This is a genomic window from Dactylosporangium thailandense (assembly GCF_059739745.1).
The window spans coordinates 4054983-4074841 of record NZ_AP029195.1; the positions used below are offsets into that span (position 1 = coordinate 4054983).

Genomic DNA, 19859 nt, shown 5'->3' on the forward strand with positions numbered 1-19859 from the left:
GCTCAACACGATCGGTCCTCCAGCCAGATTTGTACGTTGCGGGCGAGGGCGTCGGCGTGGTCTCCGACCATGGTGAAGTGATTGCCCGGAGTGTCGAGTACATCGTGGGGCATTGACCATGAGGAGCGCCAGTCGCCAGGTCCGGACCACTCCCCGAGGGGTTCGCCGGCCCGGACGAGCAGTGTGGGGGCCGCCATCGGCAGCGCCTTCCACTCGGCGAAGAACGGCAGGTACGCGGCCCAAGCGGTGGTGCGGAAGTCGTCCATCGGGGTGTAGGCGACGGTGCGCTCGGTGAGGCCGTCGAGCAGCTCCGGCACCCACTCCCCCAGTACCTCGCTGCCCATCGCGTAGCTGTCCATGAGCACGACCGCCTCGGGCGAGCGGCCCCGGGCGTCGAGGGCGTGCGCGAGCACGTTGGCGACCTGCGAGCCGCCCGAGTGGCCGGCCAGCACGAACGGGGCGTCGCCGACGGTGCGCAGGATCGTCGCGACGTGCGTGGCGATGAGCGTGTCGAGGTCGGCCGGGAGCGGCTCGTCCACCCCGAAGCCCGGGTTCGGCAGCGCGTAGACGTCGCGGCGGCCGCGGAACCCGGCGGCGAGGCGGGCGTACTCGTGCGCCCCCGACATCATCGACATGGTGCAGCAGCAGATGAGCGCGGGCGCGTCCCCGCCGCGGGCGAGCCGGACGGCGGCGGGCGGGGCGGCCAGGGTGGCGGCGTCGCGGAAGCTCGGCCGGAACTGGGCCAGCCGCACGAGCAGCTCGGTGTAGTCGGCGGCCCGGCCCACGGACTCGGTGTACGTCAGCAGCCAGCCGAGGATGCCGCCGGGGCGCTCGGCGGCCGTCTCGCCCGCGTCGTCCTCGCCGCCGAGGCTCGCGGCGAGGTGCCGGGCGAGCAGGTCGGGCCGGGGGTGGTCGAAGAGCAGGGTGGCGGACAGTTCGAGGCCGAGCCGGCGGCGCAGGGCGTTGCGCAGTTCGAGGGCGGTCAGCGAGTCGAAGCCGAGCTCGAGGAACTCGCGGTCGAGGTCGAGCCGGCCCGTGCCGTCGAAGCCGAGCACCTCGGCGGCCTGCTCGCCGACGAGCCGGAGCAGGATGTCGTAGCGCTCGTCGGCGGAGGCGGCGAGCAGCCGCGGGCGCAGGTCGGCCTCGACCGGCTCCGGCACCGGCGCGGGCTCGGGCTCGACCAGGTCCCGCAGCAGGGCGCTCGGGCGGGCGGCGGTGAAGACGGCGGCGAAGCGGGGCCAGTCGGCGTCGGCGACCGCGACGCTGACCTCGTCGCCGGCGAGCGCGAGGCCGAGCGCGGCGAGCGCGGGCTCGGCGGCGAGGGGGCGCAGGCCGCGGCGCAGCAGCGAGTCGTCGTCGCCCGGCTGCGCCCACGGCACCCAGGCGACGGCGAGCCCGCTCAGGCCCTTGGCGCGGCGGCGCTCGACGACGGCCTCGGCGTAGGCGCCCGCGGCGGCGGCGACCGCGAAGCCGCCGCTGCCCCAGGTCGCGGCGGTGGAGCCGAACGTGACGAACAGGTCGAGAGGCGTGTCGCCGTAGGTGTCGGCGAGCTCCCGCAGGGTCCTCGTCTCGTCCTCGATGGCGCGGGCGAGGTCCGGGCCGATCGGGCTCGGGGTGCTCGTCGCGCCGCCGAGGTACACCACGCCGTCGACGACGTCGTCCGGGCCGGCCTCGGTGATGACGCGCTCGACGCCGTTCGCGGTCAGCCAGCGGGTGACGTGCGGGATGCGTTCGGCGGCCGCGCCGGCCAGCAGGACGGTGCGGGGTGTCTTATCGGATGTCACGGCCCCCTCGGGGGCGGTGGTGGCCACGGTGGCGCGGCGCAGGCGGCGTCCGTAGACGCCGTCGGGGCGGACGGCGACCTGGTCCTCGCCGTGCTCACCGGCGAGCACGGAACAGACGGCCTCCAGCGGCGGCGGCCCCTCGGCGGGAATCTCGATCAGGCCGCCCCACCGGGCGGGTTGTTCGAGGGCGGCGACCCGCCCGACGCCCCACAGGATCGGGTCGTCGCGGGTCACGCACCACAGTGGAGCGTCGAGGTCCGGCCGGTGCAGGAGGTCGAGCGCGTCGCGCAGCCCGGTCGCGCAGATGATGCCCGAAACGGGGCCGTCGGTGCCCTCAGCGAGCGGGCGCGGGTCGGCGCCGGCCTTGCGCAGGGCGGCGGTCCACTCGTCGGCGTCGGCGGGTGGCACGGCGAGCAGCCAGGTGCCGTGCAGCACGGGCGGTTCGGCGTCGGGCAGGCGCTCCCAGCCGGTGCGGTAGAGCCAGGCGGCGGGGTCGGCGCGGCGGATGAAGTCGGGCCAGTAGCGCTGCCGGTCGAACGCGTACGTCGGCAGCGGCACGGCCGTCCCGCCGCGGTGGTAGGCGGCGAAGTCGATGCCGGTTCCGCGCACGTGGGCCTGGGCGAGGCCGGTCAGCAGGGCCTGCGGCTCGGGCTGGCCGGAGCGCAGGAGCGGGATGAACGCGGCGTCCTCGACGCAGTCGGGCCCGAGGACGCTGAGCGCGCTGCCCGGCCCGACTTCGAGGAACGTCCGCACGCCCTCCCGGTGCAGATATCGCAGCGTCGGGTGGAACCGCACCGTCGCCAGCACATGCCGGACCCAATAGTCGGCGTCGAACTCGGTCATCAACTCACCGGTCACGTTCGACACAATCGGAATCCGCGCCGGCCGCCACTCCACCGACCGCAGCACCTCGGCGAACGCGGCCGTCATCGGCTCCATGAGCGGCGAATGGAACGCATGCGACACCCGCAACCGCGTCGTGCGCACCCCCGGAAGCACCAGCGCGTCCAGCACCTCGACCGGACCCGACAGCACCACCGATGACGGCCCGTTGATCGCCGCCACCGACACACCCTCGGGCACCACGTCCACCGGCGCCCCGACCGCGAGCATCCCGCCGCCCGGCGGCAGCTCACCCATCAGCCGGCCGCGAGCCTCGACAACCTTGACCGCGTCCGCAAGACTCAACACCCCGGCGCAATACGCGGCCGACAGCTCGCCGACCGAGTGCCCGGCCAGGAAGTCGGGCTTCAGGCCCCAGTCGTGCAACTGCTCGAACAAGGCGACCTCGATGGCGAAGAGGCCCGCCTGCGCATTCCGCGTCTCGTCCACGGAACCGGACGGCTCCGGGAGCAGGGCGCGGACCTCTTCGTACACCTCCCGGAAGCGCGGATGGACCGCGGACAGCTCCTCGCCCATCCCGAGCCGCTGCGAGCCCTGGCCGGGGAACAGCACGGCCAGTCCGCCCCGGGTCACCGACCCGCGCACGGTCTGCTCGCCCATGAGCACGGCCCGGTGTTCGAGGCCCGCCCGCGTCGCCGCCAGCGAGTAGCCGATGTCCAGCGGCGACCCCGGCCAGTCCCGCAGCCGGGCCGTCTGCCGGGTCAGGCTCTCCTCGGAGCGGGCCGACACCGTCCACGCCACCGGCAGGCCGGCATCGGCGGCGGGTACGGCGGCCGGCTCCTCCACCGACTCGAGGATCACGTGGGCGTTCGTGCCGCTGATGCCGAACGACGACACGCCCGCCCGCCGCGGACGGTCGGCCGCGGGCCACGGGCGCGCGGCGGTCACCAGCTCGACCGCGCCGCCCGCCCAGTCGACCTGCGGGGTGGGCTCGTCGACGTGCAGGGTCGCCGGGACCAGGCCGTGCCGCATCGCCATGACCATCTTGATGATGCCCGCGGCGCCCGCGGCCGCCTGTGAGTGGCCGATGTTCGACTTCACCGAGCCGAGCAGCAGCGGCCGGCCCGGCTCGCGGTCGCGGCCGTAGGTGGCCAGCAGCGCCTGGGCCTCGATCGGGTCGCCGAGCCGCGTGCCGGTGCCGTGGCCCTCCACGACGTCCACGTCGGACGATCCCAGCCCGGCCCCGTCGAGTGCGGCCCGGATGACGCGCTGCTGCGACGGGCCGTTGGGCGCGGTGAGCCCGCTGCTGGCGCCGTCCTGGTTCACGGCGGTGGCCCGGACGACGCCGAGCACGGGGTGGCCGTTGCGGCGGGCGTCGCTGAGCCGCTCGACGAGCAGCAGCCCGGCGCCCTCGGCCCAGCCGGTGCCGTCGGCCGCCGCGGCGAAGGACTTGCAGCGGCCGTCGACGGCGAGGCCGCGCTGGCGGGAGAACTCGACGAACGCGGCCGGGGTCGACATCACGCACACCCCGCCGACGAGGGCCAGGGTGCACTCGCCGTGGCGGAGGGCCTGGGCGGCCAGGTGCAGCGCGACGAGCGACGAGGAGCAGCCCGTGTCGATGCTGATCGCCGGGCCCTCCAGGCCGAGCGTGTAGGAGATGCGGCCGCTGGCGACGGAGGCCGAGTTGCCGGTGCCGAGGTAGCCGTCGACCGGCGTGGCGGTCGCGGCGAGCAGGGCCGTGTAGTCCTGGCCGCTCGTGGCCGCGTAGACGCCGGTGCGGGTGCCGCGCAGCGAGGACGGGTCGATGCCGGCCCGCTCGATCGCCTCCCACGACAGTTCCAGGAGCAGCCGCTGCTGCGGGTCCATGGCGAGGGCCTCGCGCGGGCTGATGCCGAAGAAGCCGGGGTCGAACTCGCCGACGCCGCGCAGGAAGCCGCCCTCGCGGGCGTACGAGGCGCCGCTGCGGTCGGGGTCCGGGCTGTAGAGGGCGTCGAGGTCCCAGCCGCGGTCGTCGGGGAACGGCGCGATGGCGTCGCGGCCGGCCGCGACGAGGTCCCACAGGTCCTCGGCCGAGGCGATGCCGCCCGGGAACCGGCAGCTCATCCCGATGATCGCGATCGGCTCGCCGGTGACCGCCGCGAGGCGCTGGTTCTGCTGCTTGAGCCGCTGGTTGTCGACCAGCGCCGTCCGCAGCGCCTCGACGACGTTGTCCATCGATACGCTCATCGCCGGCTCCTCGGGGTCACGAGTCGGATCCGTCCATCGCGAGCCGGACGAGGCTCTCGACGTCGAGCTCCTGGATCGAAGTGGGCGCCTCCGACGCGAGCGCCGCGGCGGGCTCATCGCCGGCGGCCAGGCGCAGCAGCGGGTCGAGCAGGCCGGACTCGCGCAGCCGGGCGAGCGGGATGGCGGCCAGGGCCCGCCGCAGCTCCGCGTCCTCGCCCGACTCGTCCGGCCCCTCGGCGTCGAACAGCAGCCCGGCGAGGTGGTCGGCGAGCGCGTCCGTCGTCGGGTGGTCGAAGACGAGCGTCGTCGGCAGCTTCCGTCCGGTGGCGCGGCTCAGGGCGTTGCGCAGGTCCACGGCGGTGAGCGAGTCGAAGCCGAGGTCGAGGAAGCCGCGGCCGACCTCGATCGCGTCCGGCGACGGGTGCCCGAGCGCCCTCGCCGCGTGCTCGCGGACGAGCTCGACGAGGGCCCGGCGACGGGCGGCGGCGTTGAGCGCGCTCGTCCGGGCGAGCCAGTCGGCGGCGGCGTCGGCCGTGTCCTCGACGGCCTCGTCCGCGGCCTCGAGCGCCCGCACGGCCGCCAGCTCGCCGAAGAGGGCGCTGGGCCGGGTGACGGTGAACCGGGGGTGGAACACGGCCCAGTCGACGTCGGCGACGGTCACGGTGGTGTCGGCGAGGTCGAGGGCGCGCTGCAGCCCGGCGATCGCGGTGGCCGGCTCCATGCCGTCGAGGCCAAGGCGGCGCAGCTGGTCCTGGGCGCCGTCGGCGAACATGCCCGACTCGGTCCAGGCGCCCCAGGCGACCGCGGTGGCCGGGCGGCCCTGGGCCCGGCGGCGCTCGGCGAGCGCGTCCAGGTAGGCGTTGCCGGCCGCGTAGGCGCCCTGGCCGCCGCCGCCCCAGACGCCGGCGACGGAGGAGAACAGCACGAACGCGTCGAGGTCGGCGTCGCCGAGCAGCGCGTCGAGGTTCGCCGCGCCCGCCGCCTTGGCCCCGACCAGGTCGGCGAGATCGGCGAGGTCCATGTCACGGACCGGGATCACCTCGCTGACGCCGGCGCAGTGCACGACCGTGCGCACCGGCGAGCCGGTCGCCGCGGTCTCGGCCAGGACCGCGGCCAGCTCGGCCCGGTCGGCGACGTCGCAGGCGGCGACGACGACCTCGGCGCCGAGCGCGCGCAGCTCGGCGGCGAGCTCCCCGGAGCCGGGGGCCTCCCACCCGCTGCGGCTGGTGAGCACGATCCGCTCGGCGCCGGCGCCGGCCAGCCAGCGGGCGACGTGCCCGCCGAGCGCGCCGGTGCCGCCGGTGACGAGCGCGGTGCCGGTGGGCCGCCACGCGGTGCCCGGGGCCGGGCCGTCGGACGGTCCGCAGGCGACGAGGCGGCGGCCGAACACGCCGGCGGCCCGGATCGCGACCTGGTCCTCGCCCGTACCGCCGCCCAGCACCCGCCCGAGCCGGTCCACGCCCGCGGACCCGAGCTCGGCGGGCAGGTCGACGAGCCCGCCCCAGCGCTGCGGATGTTCGAGCGCCGCGGTGCGGCCGAGGCCCCACAGCATCGCCGGCCGGGGCGCGGCGAGGGCGTCGCCGGCGTCGACCGACACGGCGCCGCGGGTGAGCCACCACACCGGCGCCGCCCAGTCGAGCTCGGCGAGCGCCTGCAGGAGCAGCAGGTTGCCGGCCACGCCGCGGCCGAGCACCGGGAAGTCATCGCGGTCGCGGTCGTCGAGGGCGAGCAGGGACAGCACGCCGGCCGGCGCCTCGAACCCGTCCCGGAGCCGGGCGACGACCTCCGCCGTCTCCTCCTCGGTTCCGTCCATCTCCAGGTGTACCGTCACGCCTCCGACCGCCGCCGAGCACTGCGCGACCAGCTCGGGGTCGGCGCCGGGCGGGACAGCGAGCAGCCAGGTGCCCGTCGCCGGCTCCCCGGCCGCGGCCACGGGCGTCCAGGCCACCCGGTAGCGGGCGGCATCGAGGCGGCCCTGTTCCCGGCGCCGGCGACGCCAGGCGGCCAGGGCGGGCAGGAACGTGCGCAGCGACCCGTCGGCGTCGACGTCGAGGGTCTCGGTGAGCGAGCCGAGGTCCTCGCGCTCGACGGCCGCCCAGAACTCGTGCTCGGTCTCGTGCTCCGGCGCCGGCTCTGAGGCCGGCCACTGCGGCGGCTGGGGCCAGAACCGCTGGTGCTGGAACGCGTACGTCGGCAGGTCCACGGCCGCCGTGCGCGCCAGGACGGTCTCGAAGGTGACGGGGTGCCCGAGCGCGTGCGCCTGCGCGAGGTTGGCCAGCAGCCGGGTGGGCTGGTCGGCGTCGCGGCGCAGGGTGTCGAGGATGTGGGCGTCGTCGGCGATCTGGGCGAGGGCCATGGTGAGCACCGGGTGCGCGGAGATCTCGACGAACGTGCGGTGCCCGGTGTCCAGCGCGGTCCGCACCGCGGCCTCGAACTCGACCCGCTGGCGCAGGTTGTCCATCCAGTACTCGGCCGACATCGCGGCCCCGGCGACGGTCGAGATCATGGCCGTGTGCCCGGGCTGGATCGTGATCCCGGCCAGATCCGCGAGCACCTGGTCACGAACCTGCTCGACGCTCGGGTGGTGCGAGGCGTAGTCGACGGAGATGAGCCTCGCCCGCTCCACCCGCGACACCAGATCCTCGACCGCGCCCACCGGCCCGGCCACGACGACCGTCCGGGGACCGTTGACGGCCGCGACGACCACGCCATCGGGCAGCAGCGGCGTGACCTCGTCCGCGGAGAGCGGGACCGAGGCCATCGTGCCCGTGCCCTTGAGCGCCTTCAACGCCCTCGCCCGCACCGCCACCACCCGGGCCGCATCGTCCAGCGACAGGATCCCGGCCACGTGCGCCGCCGCGATCTCGCCCTGCGAGTGGCCGATCACGGCGTGCGGCTTCACACCCGCGCGCTGCCAGACCCGGGCCAGGGCCACGCCGACGGCGAACAGCACCGGCTGCACGACCTCGACCCGATCCAGCCAACCCGTGTCATCACCCGTCAGCAGACCCGCGATGTCCACGTCCAGCCACGGCGCGAGCGCCAGCTGGCACTCCACGATGGCGTCCGCGAACACCGGGCACGAGGAGAACAGCCCCGCCGCCATGCCCGCCGACTGGCTGCCCTGGCCGGGGAACACCCACACCATCCGGCCGCCGGTGCCCGCCACGCCCGTGATCGCCAGGTCGTTCAGGCTCGCGACGAGCTCCTCGGTGGTCCGCCCCACGGCGGCCGCACGGTGCTCGAACACCGCCCGGGTCGTCGCGAGGGACCACGCGATCTGCTCGGCGGGCGCGGTGTGGGCGACGGCCGCGAGCCGGGCCGCCTGCTCGGCGACCGCCGCCGCCGAACGGCCCGAGATCGGCCAGACCACCGGCCCCACGACCAGGCCGCTCGTCTGTGAAGTCTCGCCGGGCGTCTCGTCGGGCTGGGCGAGGATCACGTGGGCGTTGGTGCCGCTGATGCCGAACGACGACACCGCGGCCCGGCGGGGCCGATCGGTCGCCGGCCACGGACGGGCCTCGGTCGCCAGCTCTACCTTCCCGGCCGACCAGTCCACGTGGGGGGTCGGGGTGTCGACGTGCAGGGTCGGCGGCACGACGCCCGCCCGCATGGCGAGAATCATCTTGATCACGCCCGCGACGCCCGCGGCGGCCTGGGTGTGGCCGATGTTCGACTTGATCGAGCCCAGCAGCAGCGGCTCGCCCCGGTCCTGGCCGTAGGTCGCCAGCAGCGCCTGGGCCTCGATCGGGTCGCCGAGCGTCGTACCCGTGCCGTGCGCCTCGACCACGTCCACATCGGACGGTGCCAGTCCGGCGTCGGCGAGGGCCTGGCGGATGACCCGCTGCTGCGAGGGACCGTTCGGGGCCGTCAGACCGTTCGAGGCGCCGTCCTGGTTCACCGCCGAGCCCGCGAGCACCGCGAGGACGGAGTGGCCGTTGCGCCGCGCGTCGGCCAGGCGCTCGACGAGCAGGATGCCGACGCCTTCGCCCCAGCCGGTGCCGTCCGCGCCGGCCGCGAAGGCCTTGCAGCGGCCGTCGACGGCGAGGCCGCGCTGGCGGGAGAAGCCGACGAACACGCCCGGCGTCGACATCACCGTCACGCCGCCGGCCAGCGCCAGGTCGCACTCGCCGCGCCGCAGCGCCTGGGCCGCCAGGTGCAGGGCCACGAGCGAGGACGAGCAGGCGGTGTCGACGGAGACCGCGGGGCCTTCGAGGCCGAACGTGTAGGAGACGCGACCGGACAGCACGCTGCCCGCGTTGCCGGTGAGCAGGTGGCCCTCGGCGTTGTCGCTGCCGTACATGAGGGCGGCGTAGTCCTGGTGGTTGGTGCCGACGAAGACGCCGGTCGGGCTGCCGCGTAAGGCGTGCGGGTCGAGCCCGGCCCGCTCGAACGCCTCCCACGCGGACTCGAGCAGGAGCCGCTGCTGCGGGTCCATCGCGACCGCCTCGCGCGGGCTGATGCCGAAGAAGCCGGGGTCGAAGTCGGCGACGCCGGCGAGGAAGCCGCCGTGGCGCACGTAGCTGGTGCCGGCGTGGTCGGGGTCGCTGTGGTACAGCTGCTCGATCGGCCAGTTCCGGTCGCCGGGGAACTCGGTGATCCCGTCGCGGCCCGCGGCCAGCATCTGCCACAGCTCCTCGGGCGAGCCGCTGCCGGGGAAGCGGCAGCTCATCGCGACGATCGCGATGGCCTCGTCGGCCGGGCCCGCCGGGCGGGCCGCGACCACGATCTCGGCCGCGGAGCCGCCGAGGAGCGCGTCGAGGTGGGCGGCGAGCAGCACCGGGGCCGGGTAGTCGAACGCCAGCGTGGTGGGCAGCGTGAGCCCGGTCGCGGTGGCCAGCACGTTGCGCAGGTCGATCGCGGTGAGCGAGTCGAGGCCGAGGTCGCGCAGGGGCCGGTCGGCGGGCACGTCCTGCTCGCCGGCGTAGCCGAGCACGGCGGCCGCGGCCGACCGCACGAGCTCCAGCAGCGCCGCGGCCCGCTCGGCCGGCGCCAGGGCCGCCAGCCCGTCGCCGGGGGCGGCCGCGGGCTCGGGGTCGGCGGCCAGCGTCTGGCGCAGGCGCCGGACCTCGGGCAGCGCGCCGATGAACGGGCTCGGCCGCAGCCCGGTGAAGGCGCCGGCGAACCGGTCCCAGTCGAGGTCGATGACGATCGGCGCGGTCTCGTCGCGGAGCAGGGCGCCGGTCAGCGCCTCCAGGGCGAGGCGCGGCGGCATGGGGGTGACGCCGCCCCGGCGCATCCGCTCGCGGGTGCGGTCGTTCTGGGCCGGCATGCCGTCGCCGCTCCAGGCGCCCCAGGCGACCGAGGTCGCGGCGAGGCCGCGGGCCCGGCGCCGCTCGGCGAGGGCGTCGAGGTAGGCGTTCGCGGCCGCGTAGCCGGCCTGGCCGGCATTGCCCGCGACGCCGGCGAAGGAGGAGAAGAGCACGAACGCGCGCAGCGGCAGGTCGCGGGTGAGCTCGTCGAGGTGGGCCGCGGCGAGCGCCTTGGCGGCCAGGATCCGTTCGAGCCGCGGGGCGGTGAGCGCGTCGACGATGCCGTCGTCGAGGACGGCCGCGGTGTGCACGACCGCGGTGAGCGGCAGCTCGTCCGGGACGCCGGCGATGAGGGCGGCCAGCGCGTCGCGGTCGGTGACGTCGCAGGCGGCCAGGCTGACCCGGACCCCGTCGGCGGCTAGCTCGTCGGCGAGGTCGGCGGCGCCGGGGGCTTCGGGCCCGCGCCGGCTGGCCAGGATGATGTGCTCGGCGCCGGACTCGGCGAGCCAGCGGGCGACGTGCCGGCCGAGGCCGCCGGTGCCACCGGTGACGAGGGCGGTGCCGGAGAGCTTCCAGCCGTCGGCGTCGCCGGCCTTGCCGGGCCGCGCGTGGTGCAGGCGGCGGGCGAGGCGGCCGGAGCCGCGGACGGCGACCTGGTCCTCGCCGTCGGGGTCGGTGACGGCCGCGACGAGGCGCCCGGCGGCGGCCCGGTCGAGCCGGTCGGGGAGGTCGATCAGGCCGCCCCAGCGGTCGGGGTGCTCGAGGGCGACGACGCGGCCGAGGCCCCAGACGGCGGCCTGCACCGGGTCGGCGGGCCGGTCGGCGGCGCCGGTGCGGACCGCGCCGCGGGTCGCGCACCACAGCGGCGCGTCGAGCCCGAGGTCGCCGAGGGCCTGCACGAGGGCCGCGGTGCCGGCCAGGGCGAGCGGGGCGCCGGGGTGCAGCGGGTCGGGGCGGTCGTCGAGGGCGAGCAGCGACAGCACGCCCCGCACGCCGCCGATCAGCGCGCCGGTGTGAGCGCCGGGCGCGGGCCGGGTCAGCGCGGCCCAGAGCTCGTCGATGAGCTGCTCACGGCTCGCGCCGGCGAGGTCGACCTCGGCGGTGACGACCTCGGCGCCGGCCGTGCGCAGCGCCTCGGCGATCGGGTCGTGGTCGGCGCCGCCCTTGGGGGCGAGCACGAGCCAGTGGCCGGCGAGGACGGGCTCCGGGCGGTCGGTCAGGGGTTCCCAGTCGATGCGGTAGCGCCACCCGTCCGCGGCCGACTGCTCGCGCTGCTGCCGCCGCCAGGCCGCGAGGACCGGCAGCGCGGCCGCGGCGTCCTCGCGGGGAGCACCGGTGAGCTCGGTCAGCGCGGTGAGGTCTTCGTCGTCGACGGCGGCCCAGAACGCGTCGGTCTCGCCGGCCGGGGCCGGGGCCTCGCCGGGCTCGGGGAACGCGGGCCAGTAGCGGACGCGCTGGAACGGGTACGTGGGCAGATCGGCGTGGCGGGGCGGGCCGGGGTGGAACGCGGCCCAGTCGAGGGCGGCGCCGGCGACGTGCAGCTCGGCGAGCGCGGTGAGCAGCGCCCCGGGCTCGGGCCGGTCGCGGCGCAGGGTGGGCACGACGACGGCCCCGTCGGCGCTCGCGTGCAGGTGGGGGGCGAGGGCGGCGTCGGGGCCGACCTCGACGAGGGTGTCGATGCCGTGCGCGCGCAGGGCGGCGAGCCCGTCGGCGAACCGCACGGTGTCGCGCACGTGCCGCACGAAGTACTCGGCGTCGAACTCCGTGATCAGCTCGCCGCGCACGTTGGAGACGACCTGGAGCCGGGGCGGGTGGAAGGTGACGCCCTCGAGCGCCGCGCGGAACTCGTCCAGCATCGGGTCCATGAGCGCCGAGTGGAAGGCGTGCGACACCCGCAGCCGGTTGGTCCGTAATCCCTCGGTGTCGATGGCGTCGATCGCCGCGGCCGGGCCGGCGAGCACCACCGAGCGGGGGCCGTTGACGGCCGCGATGCAGACGCCCTCGGTGAGCAGGCCGCGGGCGGTGGCCTCGTCGCAGTTGACGGCGAGCATCGCGCCGCCCGGCGGGAGGGCCTGCATCAGCCGGCCGCGCGCGGCGACGACCGCGCACGCGTCGGGCAGCGACCAGACGCCGGCGACGTGGGCCGCGACCAGCTCGCCGATGGAGTGGCCGCCGACCACCTCGGGCCGCAGCCCCCACGCTCGGAGCTGCTCGAACAGGGCCACCTCGATGGCGAAGAGCCCGGCCTGGGCGTACTGCGTCTCGTCGGCGAGCCCCGGCGGGACGTGCTTGAGGGCCACCGGCAGCAGTCCGTCGAACGCGGCGCAGACCTCGTCGTAGACGCGGGTGTAGACGGGGTATCGGCCGTACAGCTGCGAGCCCATCCCGGCCCGTTGCGCGCCCTGCCCGGAGAAGAGCACCCCGATGCGGCGCCCGGCCCCGGCGACCCCGGTCAGGGGTGCCGTCCCGGCCGCGACCCGGTCGAGGCCGGCGAGCAGCTCGTCGCGGTCGGCGGCGAGGACGACGGCCCGGTGCTCGAGGGCGGCGCGGGACACGGCGGAGGCGCGGCCGAGCCCGGCGACGTCGGCGTCCGGGTGCGCGGCCAGCCACCGCGACCAGCGCCGGGCCACCGTGGCCAGGGCGGTGCCGGTCCGGGCCGACAGGAGCACCGGCACCGGGCCGTCGGCGGTCTCGTCCGGCGGCGGCGGTACGACCTCCGCCTCCTCGATGATCACGTGCGCATTGGTGCCGCTGATCCCGAACGAGGAGACCCCGGCCCGGCGCGGCTGCTCCCCCGCGGGCCAGGGCCGCGGCTCGGTCAGCAGCTCGACGGCGCCCGCGGACCAGTCCACGTGCGGGGTCGGCGTGTCCACGTGCAGCGTCTTCGGCAGCACCCCGTGCCGCATCGCGAGGACCATCTTGATGATCCCGGCGACGCCCGCGGCCGCCTGGGTGTGGCCGATGTTCGACTTCACCGAGCCGAGCCACAGCGGCCGGCCGGCCGGACGGTCCTGGCCGTAGGTGGCCAGCAGCGCCTGCGCCTCGATCGGGTCGCCGAGCGTGGTGCCGGTGCCGTGGGCCTCGACGGCGTCGACGTCCACCGGCGACAGGCCGGCGCTGGTGAGCGCGGCCCGGATGACCCGCTGCTGCGAGGGGCCGTTCGGGGCCGTGAGACCGTTCGAGGCGCCGTCCTGGTTGACCGCGCTGCCCCGCACGACGGCGAGGACCGGGTGCCCGTTGCGGCGGGCGTCGGCGAGGCGCTCCACGAGCAGCAGCCCGACGCCCTCGGCGAAGCCGGTCCCGTCGGCCGACGCCGCGAAGGAGCGGCACCGGCCGTCCGGCGACAGTGCCCGCTGCCGGCTGGAGGCGAGGAACAGGCCCGGGGTCGACATCACGGTCACACCGCCGGCCAGGGCCAGGCCGCACTCGCCGGAGCGCAGCGCCTGCATCGCCCAGTGCAGGGCGACCAGCGACGACGAGCAGGCGGTGTCGATCGACACCGACGGGCCCTCCAGGCCGAGGGTGTACGACAGCCGCCCCGAGACCACCGCGGCCGCGTTGCCGGTCATGAGGTGGCCCTCGTTGCTGCCCGGGGCCATCATGAGCAGCGGCCCGTAGTCCTGCCCGTTGGTCCCGACGAAGACCCCGGTCCGGCTGCCGCGCAGCCGCGACGGGTCGATCCCGGCCCGCTCGAACGCCTCCCAGGCCGCCTCCAGCAGGAGCCGCTGCTGCGGGTCCATGGCGAGGGCCTCGCGCGGGCTGATGCCGAACATGCCGGCGTCGAAGTCCCCGACGCCGGCCACGAAGCCGCCCTCCCGGGTGTAGGAGGTGCCCGCGCGGTCCGGGTCGGGGTCGTAGAGGTACTCCAGCGGCCAGCCCCGGTCGGCCGGGAACGGCGAGATGGCGTCGCCGCCGCCGGCCAGCAGGTCCCACAGGTCCTCGGGCGCGTCGACCCCGCCGGGGAACCGGCAGCTCATGGCCACGATCGCCACGGGCTCCTGCGCCTGCGACTCGACCTCGCTGAGTCGCTGGCGCGTGACGTGCAGGTCCGCCATGACCCGTTTCAGGTAGTCACGGAGCTTGTCCTCATTGGCCATCGGGGTCGCGCTCCCTCGTGATGCGGTACGGGTCGTCGGGGGCCGGCGGTCAGGAGACGCCGAGGTCGCCGTCGACGAGGGCGAAGAGGTCCTCGTCGCTGGCCTGGGCCAGCCGGGCGCTGATGTCGGTGCCGGCGGCGGTGTCGTCGCCGGCCTGCTCGAGGCTGGTGAGCATCGCCTGGAGCCGCATCATGGCCCGCATCCGGGCCTGCTCGTCGCCGGCGATCACGGGCAGGTCGTCGGCGAGCCGGTCCAGGTCGGCCAGGACGGCCTCGGGCAGGACCGACTCGTCCACGACCACCTCGGCGTAGACGTAGTCGGCGAGGGTGGCCGGCGTCGGGTAGTCGAAGACCAGCGTGACGGGCAGCGGTACGCCCGTCATCGCCCCGAGCCGGTTGCGCAGCTCGACCGCGGTGACGGAGTCGAAGCCCAGCTCCCGGAACGCCCGGTTGTCGTCGATCGCCTCGGCGGAGGGGTAGTTCAGCACCGACGCGACCTGGCCGAGGACGAGCTGCAGCACGGCCCGGGGCCGCTCGGCCGGCGGCAGGGCGCTGAGCCGGGCCGCGAGCGGGCCGTGCTCCTCGGTGCCGGCGGCCTCCACGACGACGGGCTGACGGTTGCGTACGTCGGGCAGGTCCCCCACCAGCGGCGCGGGCCGGGTCGCGGTGAACGCCGTGTAGAACCGCTCCCAGTCGATGTCGGCGACGGTCAGGAACGTCTCGCTGTGGTCCATCGCCTGCTCCAGCGCGGCGATCGTCGACTCCGGGGCCATCTCGCGCACGCCGTGGCGGCGCAGGACGTCGCCGAAGTCGCCCTCGGCCATCCCGCCGCCGTCCCAGGCGCCCCAGGCGATCGACAGTGCCGGCAGGCCGAGGCCGCGGCGGTACTGGGCCAGGCCGTCGAGGTAGGCGTTGCTGGGCGCGTAGTTGCCGACGCCCGAGCTGGCCACCGTGCCGGCGAACGACGAGAAGAGGATGAACGCCGACACGTCGAGGTCCATCGTCAGCTCGTGCAGGTGGCGGGCGACGTCGACCTTGGCCCGCAGCACCCGCTCCATCTGCTCCGGCCCGAGGTCGGCGATGAGCGCGTCGTCCAGCGTGGCCGCCGCGTGCACGACGGTCGTCAGCGGGCACTCCAGCGGGATCTCCTCGATCAGCCCTTCGAGCAGCGACCGGTCGGAGGCGTCGCCGGCCACGATCGTGACCCGGGCGCCGAGCTCGGTCAGCTCGGCCTCCAGGGCGGGCGCGTCCGGGTCGGTCGAGCCGCGGCGGCTCACGAGGATCAGGTGCTCGACGCCGCGCCGGGCGAGCCAGCGGGCCGCGTGGCTGCCGAGGGCGCCGGTGCCGCCGACGATCAGCGCGGTGCCGTACGGCTGCCAGGGCATCTGCGGCAGGCTGTCGCCGAGGGCGACCCGGGTCAGGCGGCGGGCGAAGAGCCCGGCGGCGCGGACCGCGATCTGGTCCTCGGCCCGCCCGCCGAGCGCCGCGGCGAGCAGGTCGCCCGTGCGCTCGTCGGCCTCCTCGGGCAGATCGATCAGGCCGGCCCAGCGGTCCGGGTGCTCCAGCGCCGCGACCCGGCCGAAGCCCCAGACCATCGCCTGCTCGGGCGAGCGGAGCTTGTCCATCAGACCGGTCGAGATCGCGCCGCTGGTGAGGCTCCACAGCGGGGCCCGCAGGCCGGCGTCGCCCATGCCCTGCACGAGCGCGACGGTCGCGGACAGCCCGATCGGCACCGACGCGTGCCGCGGGTGGGCGGACTCGTCGAGGCCGAGCAGCGACAGCACCCCGGTCACGTCCGCGCCGGCGACCATGCCGTCGGGCAGCGGGCCGTCGGGGGCGGTCTCGGGCTGCACGACGGCGAGCAGGCGCTTGGCCAGCCCGTCGCGCTCCAGCTCGGCCGCGCTGAGCCGGATCGGCACCGCGGTGCCGCCGTGCTCGGCCACGACCGCGGCGATGACGGGCTCCCACGCGGTCGCCGCCTCGGCCTCGGGGGTGAGGATCAGCCAGGTGCCCGGCAGCGGGGCCGCCTTCGCGCCGGCGAGCGGCTTCCAGGTGTCCTGGTAGCGCCAGTTGTCGATGACGGCCTGGCGGCTGCGCTGCTTGCGCCACGAGAGCAGCACCGGCAGGGCCGGGCGCAGGGCGTCGATGGTGCCGATGAGGTCGGTGTCGTCGACGGTGAGGGCCTCGGCCAGCTGGGTGAGGTCCTCGGAGTCGACGGCGGCCCAGAACCGGCGCTGCGACGGGTCCGCGCCCACCGTCTCGCCGGTGGCCGCGGGCACGAGCGGGCCGGTGCCGTCGAGCCAGTAGTGCTCGCGCTGGAACGGGTACGTCGGCAGGTCGACGGTCGCGGCGGGCGCGAGGATCGCGTCGTAGCGGACCGGGTGGCCGAGGCTGTGGGCCAGCGCGAGGTTGCTCAGCAGCCGCTCCGGCTGGTCGGCGTCGCGGCGCAGGGTGTCCAGCACGTGCGCGCCGCCGGCGATCTGCGCGAGGGCCATGGTGAGCACCGGGTGCGCGGAGATCTCGACGAACGTGCGGTGCCCGGACTCGAGCGCGGTCCGCACGGCGGCCTCGAACTCGACCCGCTGGCGCAGGTTGTCCATCCAGTAGCCGGCCGACATCGTCGCCCCGGCCACCGTCGAGATCATCGGCGTGTGGCCGGGCTGGACCGTGATGCCGTCGAGGGCGGCGAGCACCTGGTCGCGGACCTGTTCCACGCTCGGGTGGTGCGAGGCGTAGTCGACCGGGATCAGCTTCGCGCCCTCGACCCGGTCCACCAGGCGTTGCACCGCGTCCGGCGGCCCGGCCACGACGAGCGAGCGCGGGCCGTTGACCGCCGCGACCACCACATCGTCCGGCACCTCGTCCGCCGTCAGCGGGACGGAGGCCATCGTCCCGGTGCCCTTGAGCGCCTTGAGCGCCTGTGCCCGCACCGCCACGACCCGGGCCGCGTCGTCGAGGGAGAGGATGCCGGCTACGTGCGCGGCCACGATCTCGCCCTGGGAGTGGCCGATGACCGCGTGCGGCTTCGCGCCCGCCCGCTGCCAGACCCGGGCGAGGGCCACGCCGACGGCGAACAGCACCGGCTGCACGACCTCGACCCGGTCCAGCCAGGCGGTGTCGGCGCCGGTGAGCAGCGCGGGGATGTCGAGCTCGATCCAGGGGGCGAGGGCGGTCTGGCACTCGGCGATCGCGTCGGCGAACGCCGGGCAGGTGCCCAGCAGCCCGGCGGCCATGCCGGCGGACTGGCTGCCCTGGCCGGGGAACACCCACACCAGGCGGCCGCCGGACGTCGCGGTCCCGCTCACCGCGCCGCTCGCCGGGACGCCGGCCGCGACGGCGTCGAGCCGGTCGGCGAGGGTGTCGCGGTCGGCGCCGACGACGGCGGCGCGGTGCTCGAACGTCGAGCGGGCCGCGACCAGCGACCACGCGATGTCCTCGACGCGCACGTCCGGGTTGGCGCGCACGAACGCGGCGAGCCGGGCGGCCTGCTCCGGCACGGCGCCGGCCGAGCGGCCCGACAGCGGCCACACCACCGGCCCGGCGACCAGCGGCTCGGCCGGGGCCGGGGCGGCCTCGGGCTCGGCCGCCGGCTCGGTCTCCTCGGCGGTGGGCTGCTCGATGATGACGTGGGCGTTGGTGCCGCTGACGCCGAACGAGGAGACGGCGGCGCGGCGCGGGCGCTCGGCCTCGGGCCACGGCCGGGCCTCGGTCAGCAGCTCCACCGCGCCCGCGGACCAGTCCACGTGCGGGGTGGGCGCGTCGATGTGCAGCGTCTTGGGCAGCACGCCGTGCTCGATCGCCTTCACCATCTTGATGACCCCGGCGACGCCCGCGGCGGCCTGGGTGTGGCCGATGTTGGACTTGATGGAGCCCAGCCAGAGCGGCGCGCCGGCGGGGCGGTCCTGCCCGTAGGTGGCGATCAGCGCCTGGGCCTCGATCGGGTCGCCGAGGGTGGTGCCGGTGCCGTGGGCCTCGACGACGTCGACCTCGGCCGGGGACAGCCGGGCGTTGGCCAGCGCGGCCTGGATGACCCGCTGCTGGGCCGGGCCGTTCGGCGCGGTGAGGCCGTTGCTGGCGCCGTCCTGGTTCAGGGCGGAGCCGCGGATGACGGCGAGGACCGGGTGGCCGTTGCGGCGGGCGTCGGAGAGCCGCTCCAGCAGCAGCATGCCGACGCCCTCGCCCCAGCCGGTGCCCTCGGCGCCGGCCGCGAACGCCCGGCAGCGGCCGTCGACGGACATGCCGCGCTGGCGGGAGAAGACGATGAACACGCCCGGCGTCGACATGACGGTGACGCCGCCGGCGAGGGCCAGGTCGGACTCGCCCTGCCGCAGCGACTGGCAGGCCCAGTGCAGGGCGACGAGCGACGAGGAGCAGGCGGTGTCGACGGTGACGGCGGGCCCGTTGAGGTTGAGCGTGAAGGCGATGCGGCCGGAGGCGACGCTCGTGGTGTTGCCGGTGCCGACGTACATGTCGACGCCCTCGGGCATGGAGTTGACGCCGAGGCCGTAGTTGCCGGTCGCCATGCCGACGAAGACGCCGGTCTGGGTGCCGCGCACGGAGCTCGGCGCGATCCCGGCCCGCTCGAACGCCTCCCACGAGGTCTCGAGCAGCAAGCGCTGCTGCGGGTCCATGGCCATCGCCTCGCGCGGGCTGATGCCGAAGAACGACGCGTCGAAGCCGCCCGCGCCGTCGACGAACCCGCCGACGCGCGTGTAGCTCTTGCCGGGCTTGTCGGGGTCGGGGTCGTAGAGCGCCTCGAGGTCCCAGCCGCGGTAGTCGGGGAACTCGCCGAGGGCGTCGCGGCCGTCGGCCACGACGTCCCACAGCTCCTCGGGGGTGGTGACACCGCCGGGGAAGCGGCAGCTCATGGACACGATCGCGATGGGCTCGTGCTGCTTGGCCTCGGCGGCCCGCAGCTGACGGCGGCTGTCGTGCAGGTCGGCCGTCACTCGTTTGAGGAAGTACCGAAGCTTGTCGTCGTCACTCATCTGCTGCCACCCATCTCAATGAATTCCGAATTCCTTGCCGATGAAGTCGAAGACCTCGTCGTCGCTCGCCTTGGCCAGGTCGGGCCGGCTCTGCTCGGCGTGCTCCGGCGGGGTCTCGCTGATGCCGCTCAGCAGCTCCTGCAGGCGCCGCTGGGCCCGGGCCCGGGACTCGGCGTCGAGCACGGCGACCGCGAACATCCCCTCGAGCACGTCGAGCTCGGCGAAGAGGGGCTGCAGCGACGGGGTGGCGCCCTCGGCCAGTTCGCCGCGCAGGAACGCGGCGACGGCGGCCGGGGTCGGGTAGTCGAAGACCAGCGTCGCCGACAGGCGCAGGCCGGTCACCTCGGTCAGGCGGGCCCGCAGGGCGAAGGCGACAAGGGAGTCGACGCCGAGCTCGGCGAAGAGCGCGTAGGGCGCGACGGCGTCGGCCGGACCCAGCCCCAGCAGCTCCGCGACGGTCTCGCGGACGGTGTCGAGCAGCACCTGTTCCTGTTCCGCCGGGGGCTTGGCCGCCAGCTCGCGCGCGAGCGCCGCGGTGTCCGACGACCGGGTCGCGGCGTCGCCCTCCGGGCTCGGGTCCGGGTCCGCGGTGCCTCGCAGGCGCTGCCCCATGCGGGACAGGAACGACCGGGAACGCTGCTCGTTCATTGCTGAACCTTCCTAGCGTCGG

General features: G+C 75.8%; 3 protein-coding genes and 1 pseudogene. All 4 read right to left on the reverse strand.

Going from position 1 to position 19859, the window contains the following annotated elements; all coding sequences use genetic code 11:
• Nucleotides 1-2: 2 nt before the first annotated feature.
• Nucleotides 3-4826: pseudogene (locus AC6JBM_RS18110) on the reverse strand (beta-ketoacyl synthase N-terminal-like domain-containing protein); the annotation flags it as partial.
• A 43-nt stretch (nt 4827-4869) separates the two neighbouring features.
• Nucleotides 4870-14202 carry a type I polyketide synthase gene (locus tag AC6JBM_RS18115; RefSeq protein ID WP_497984756.1) on the reverse strand — a complete coding sequence of 3111 codons (9333 nt, stop codon included), beginning with the start codon at nt 14200-14202 and terminating at the stop codon, nt 4870-4872.
• Between the two features lie 49 nt (nt 14203-14251).
• On the reverse strand, nt 14252-19150 hold the full coding sequence (locus AC6JBM_RS18120) for a type I polyketide synthase (RefSeq protein ID WP_497986484.1): 4899 nt from the start codon (nt 19148-19150) through the stop codon (nt 14252-14254).
• Between the two features lie 54 nt (nt 19151-19204).
• The gene (locus tag AC6JBM_RS18125) at nt 19205-19837 is read right to left on the reverse strand and encodes an acyl carrier protein (RefSeq protein WP_497984757.1); all 633 of its coding nucleotides are present in this window, start codon (nt 19835-19837) and stop codon (nt 19205-19207) included.
• Nucleotides 19838-19859 lie beyond the last annotated feature (22 nt).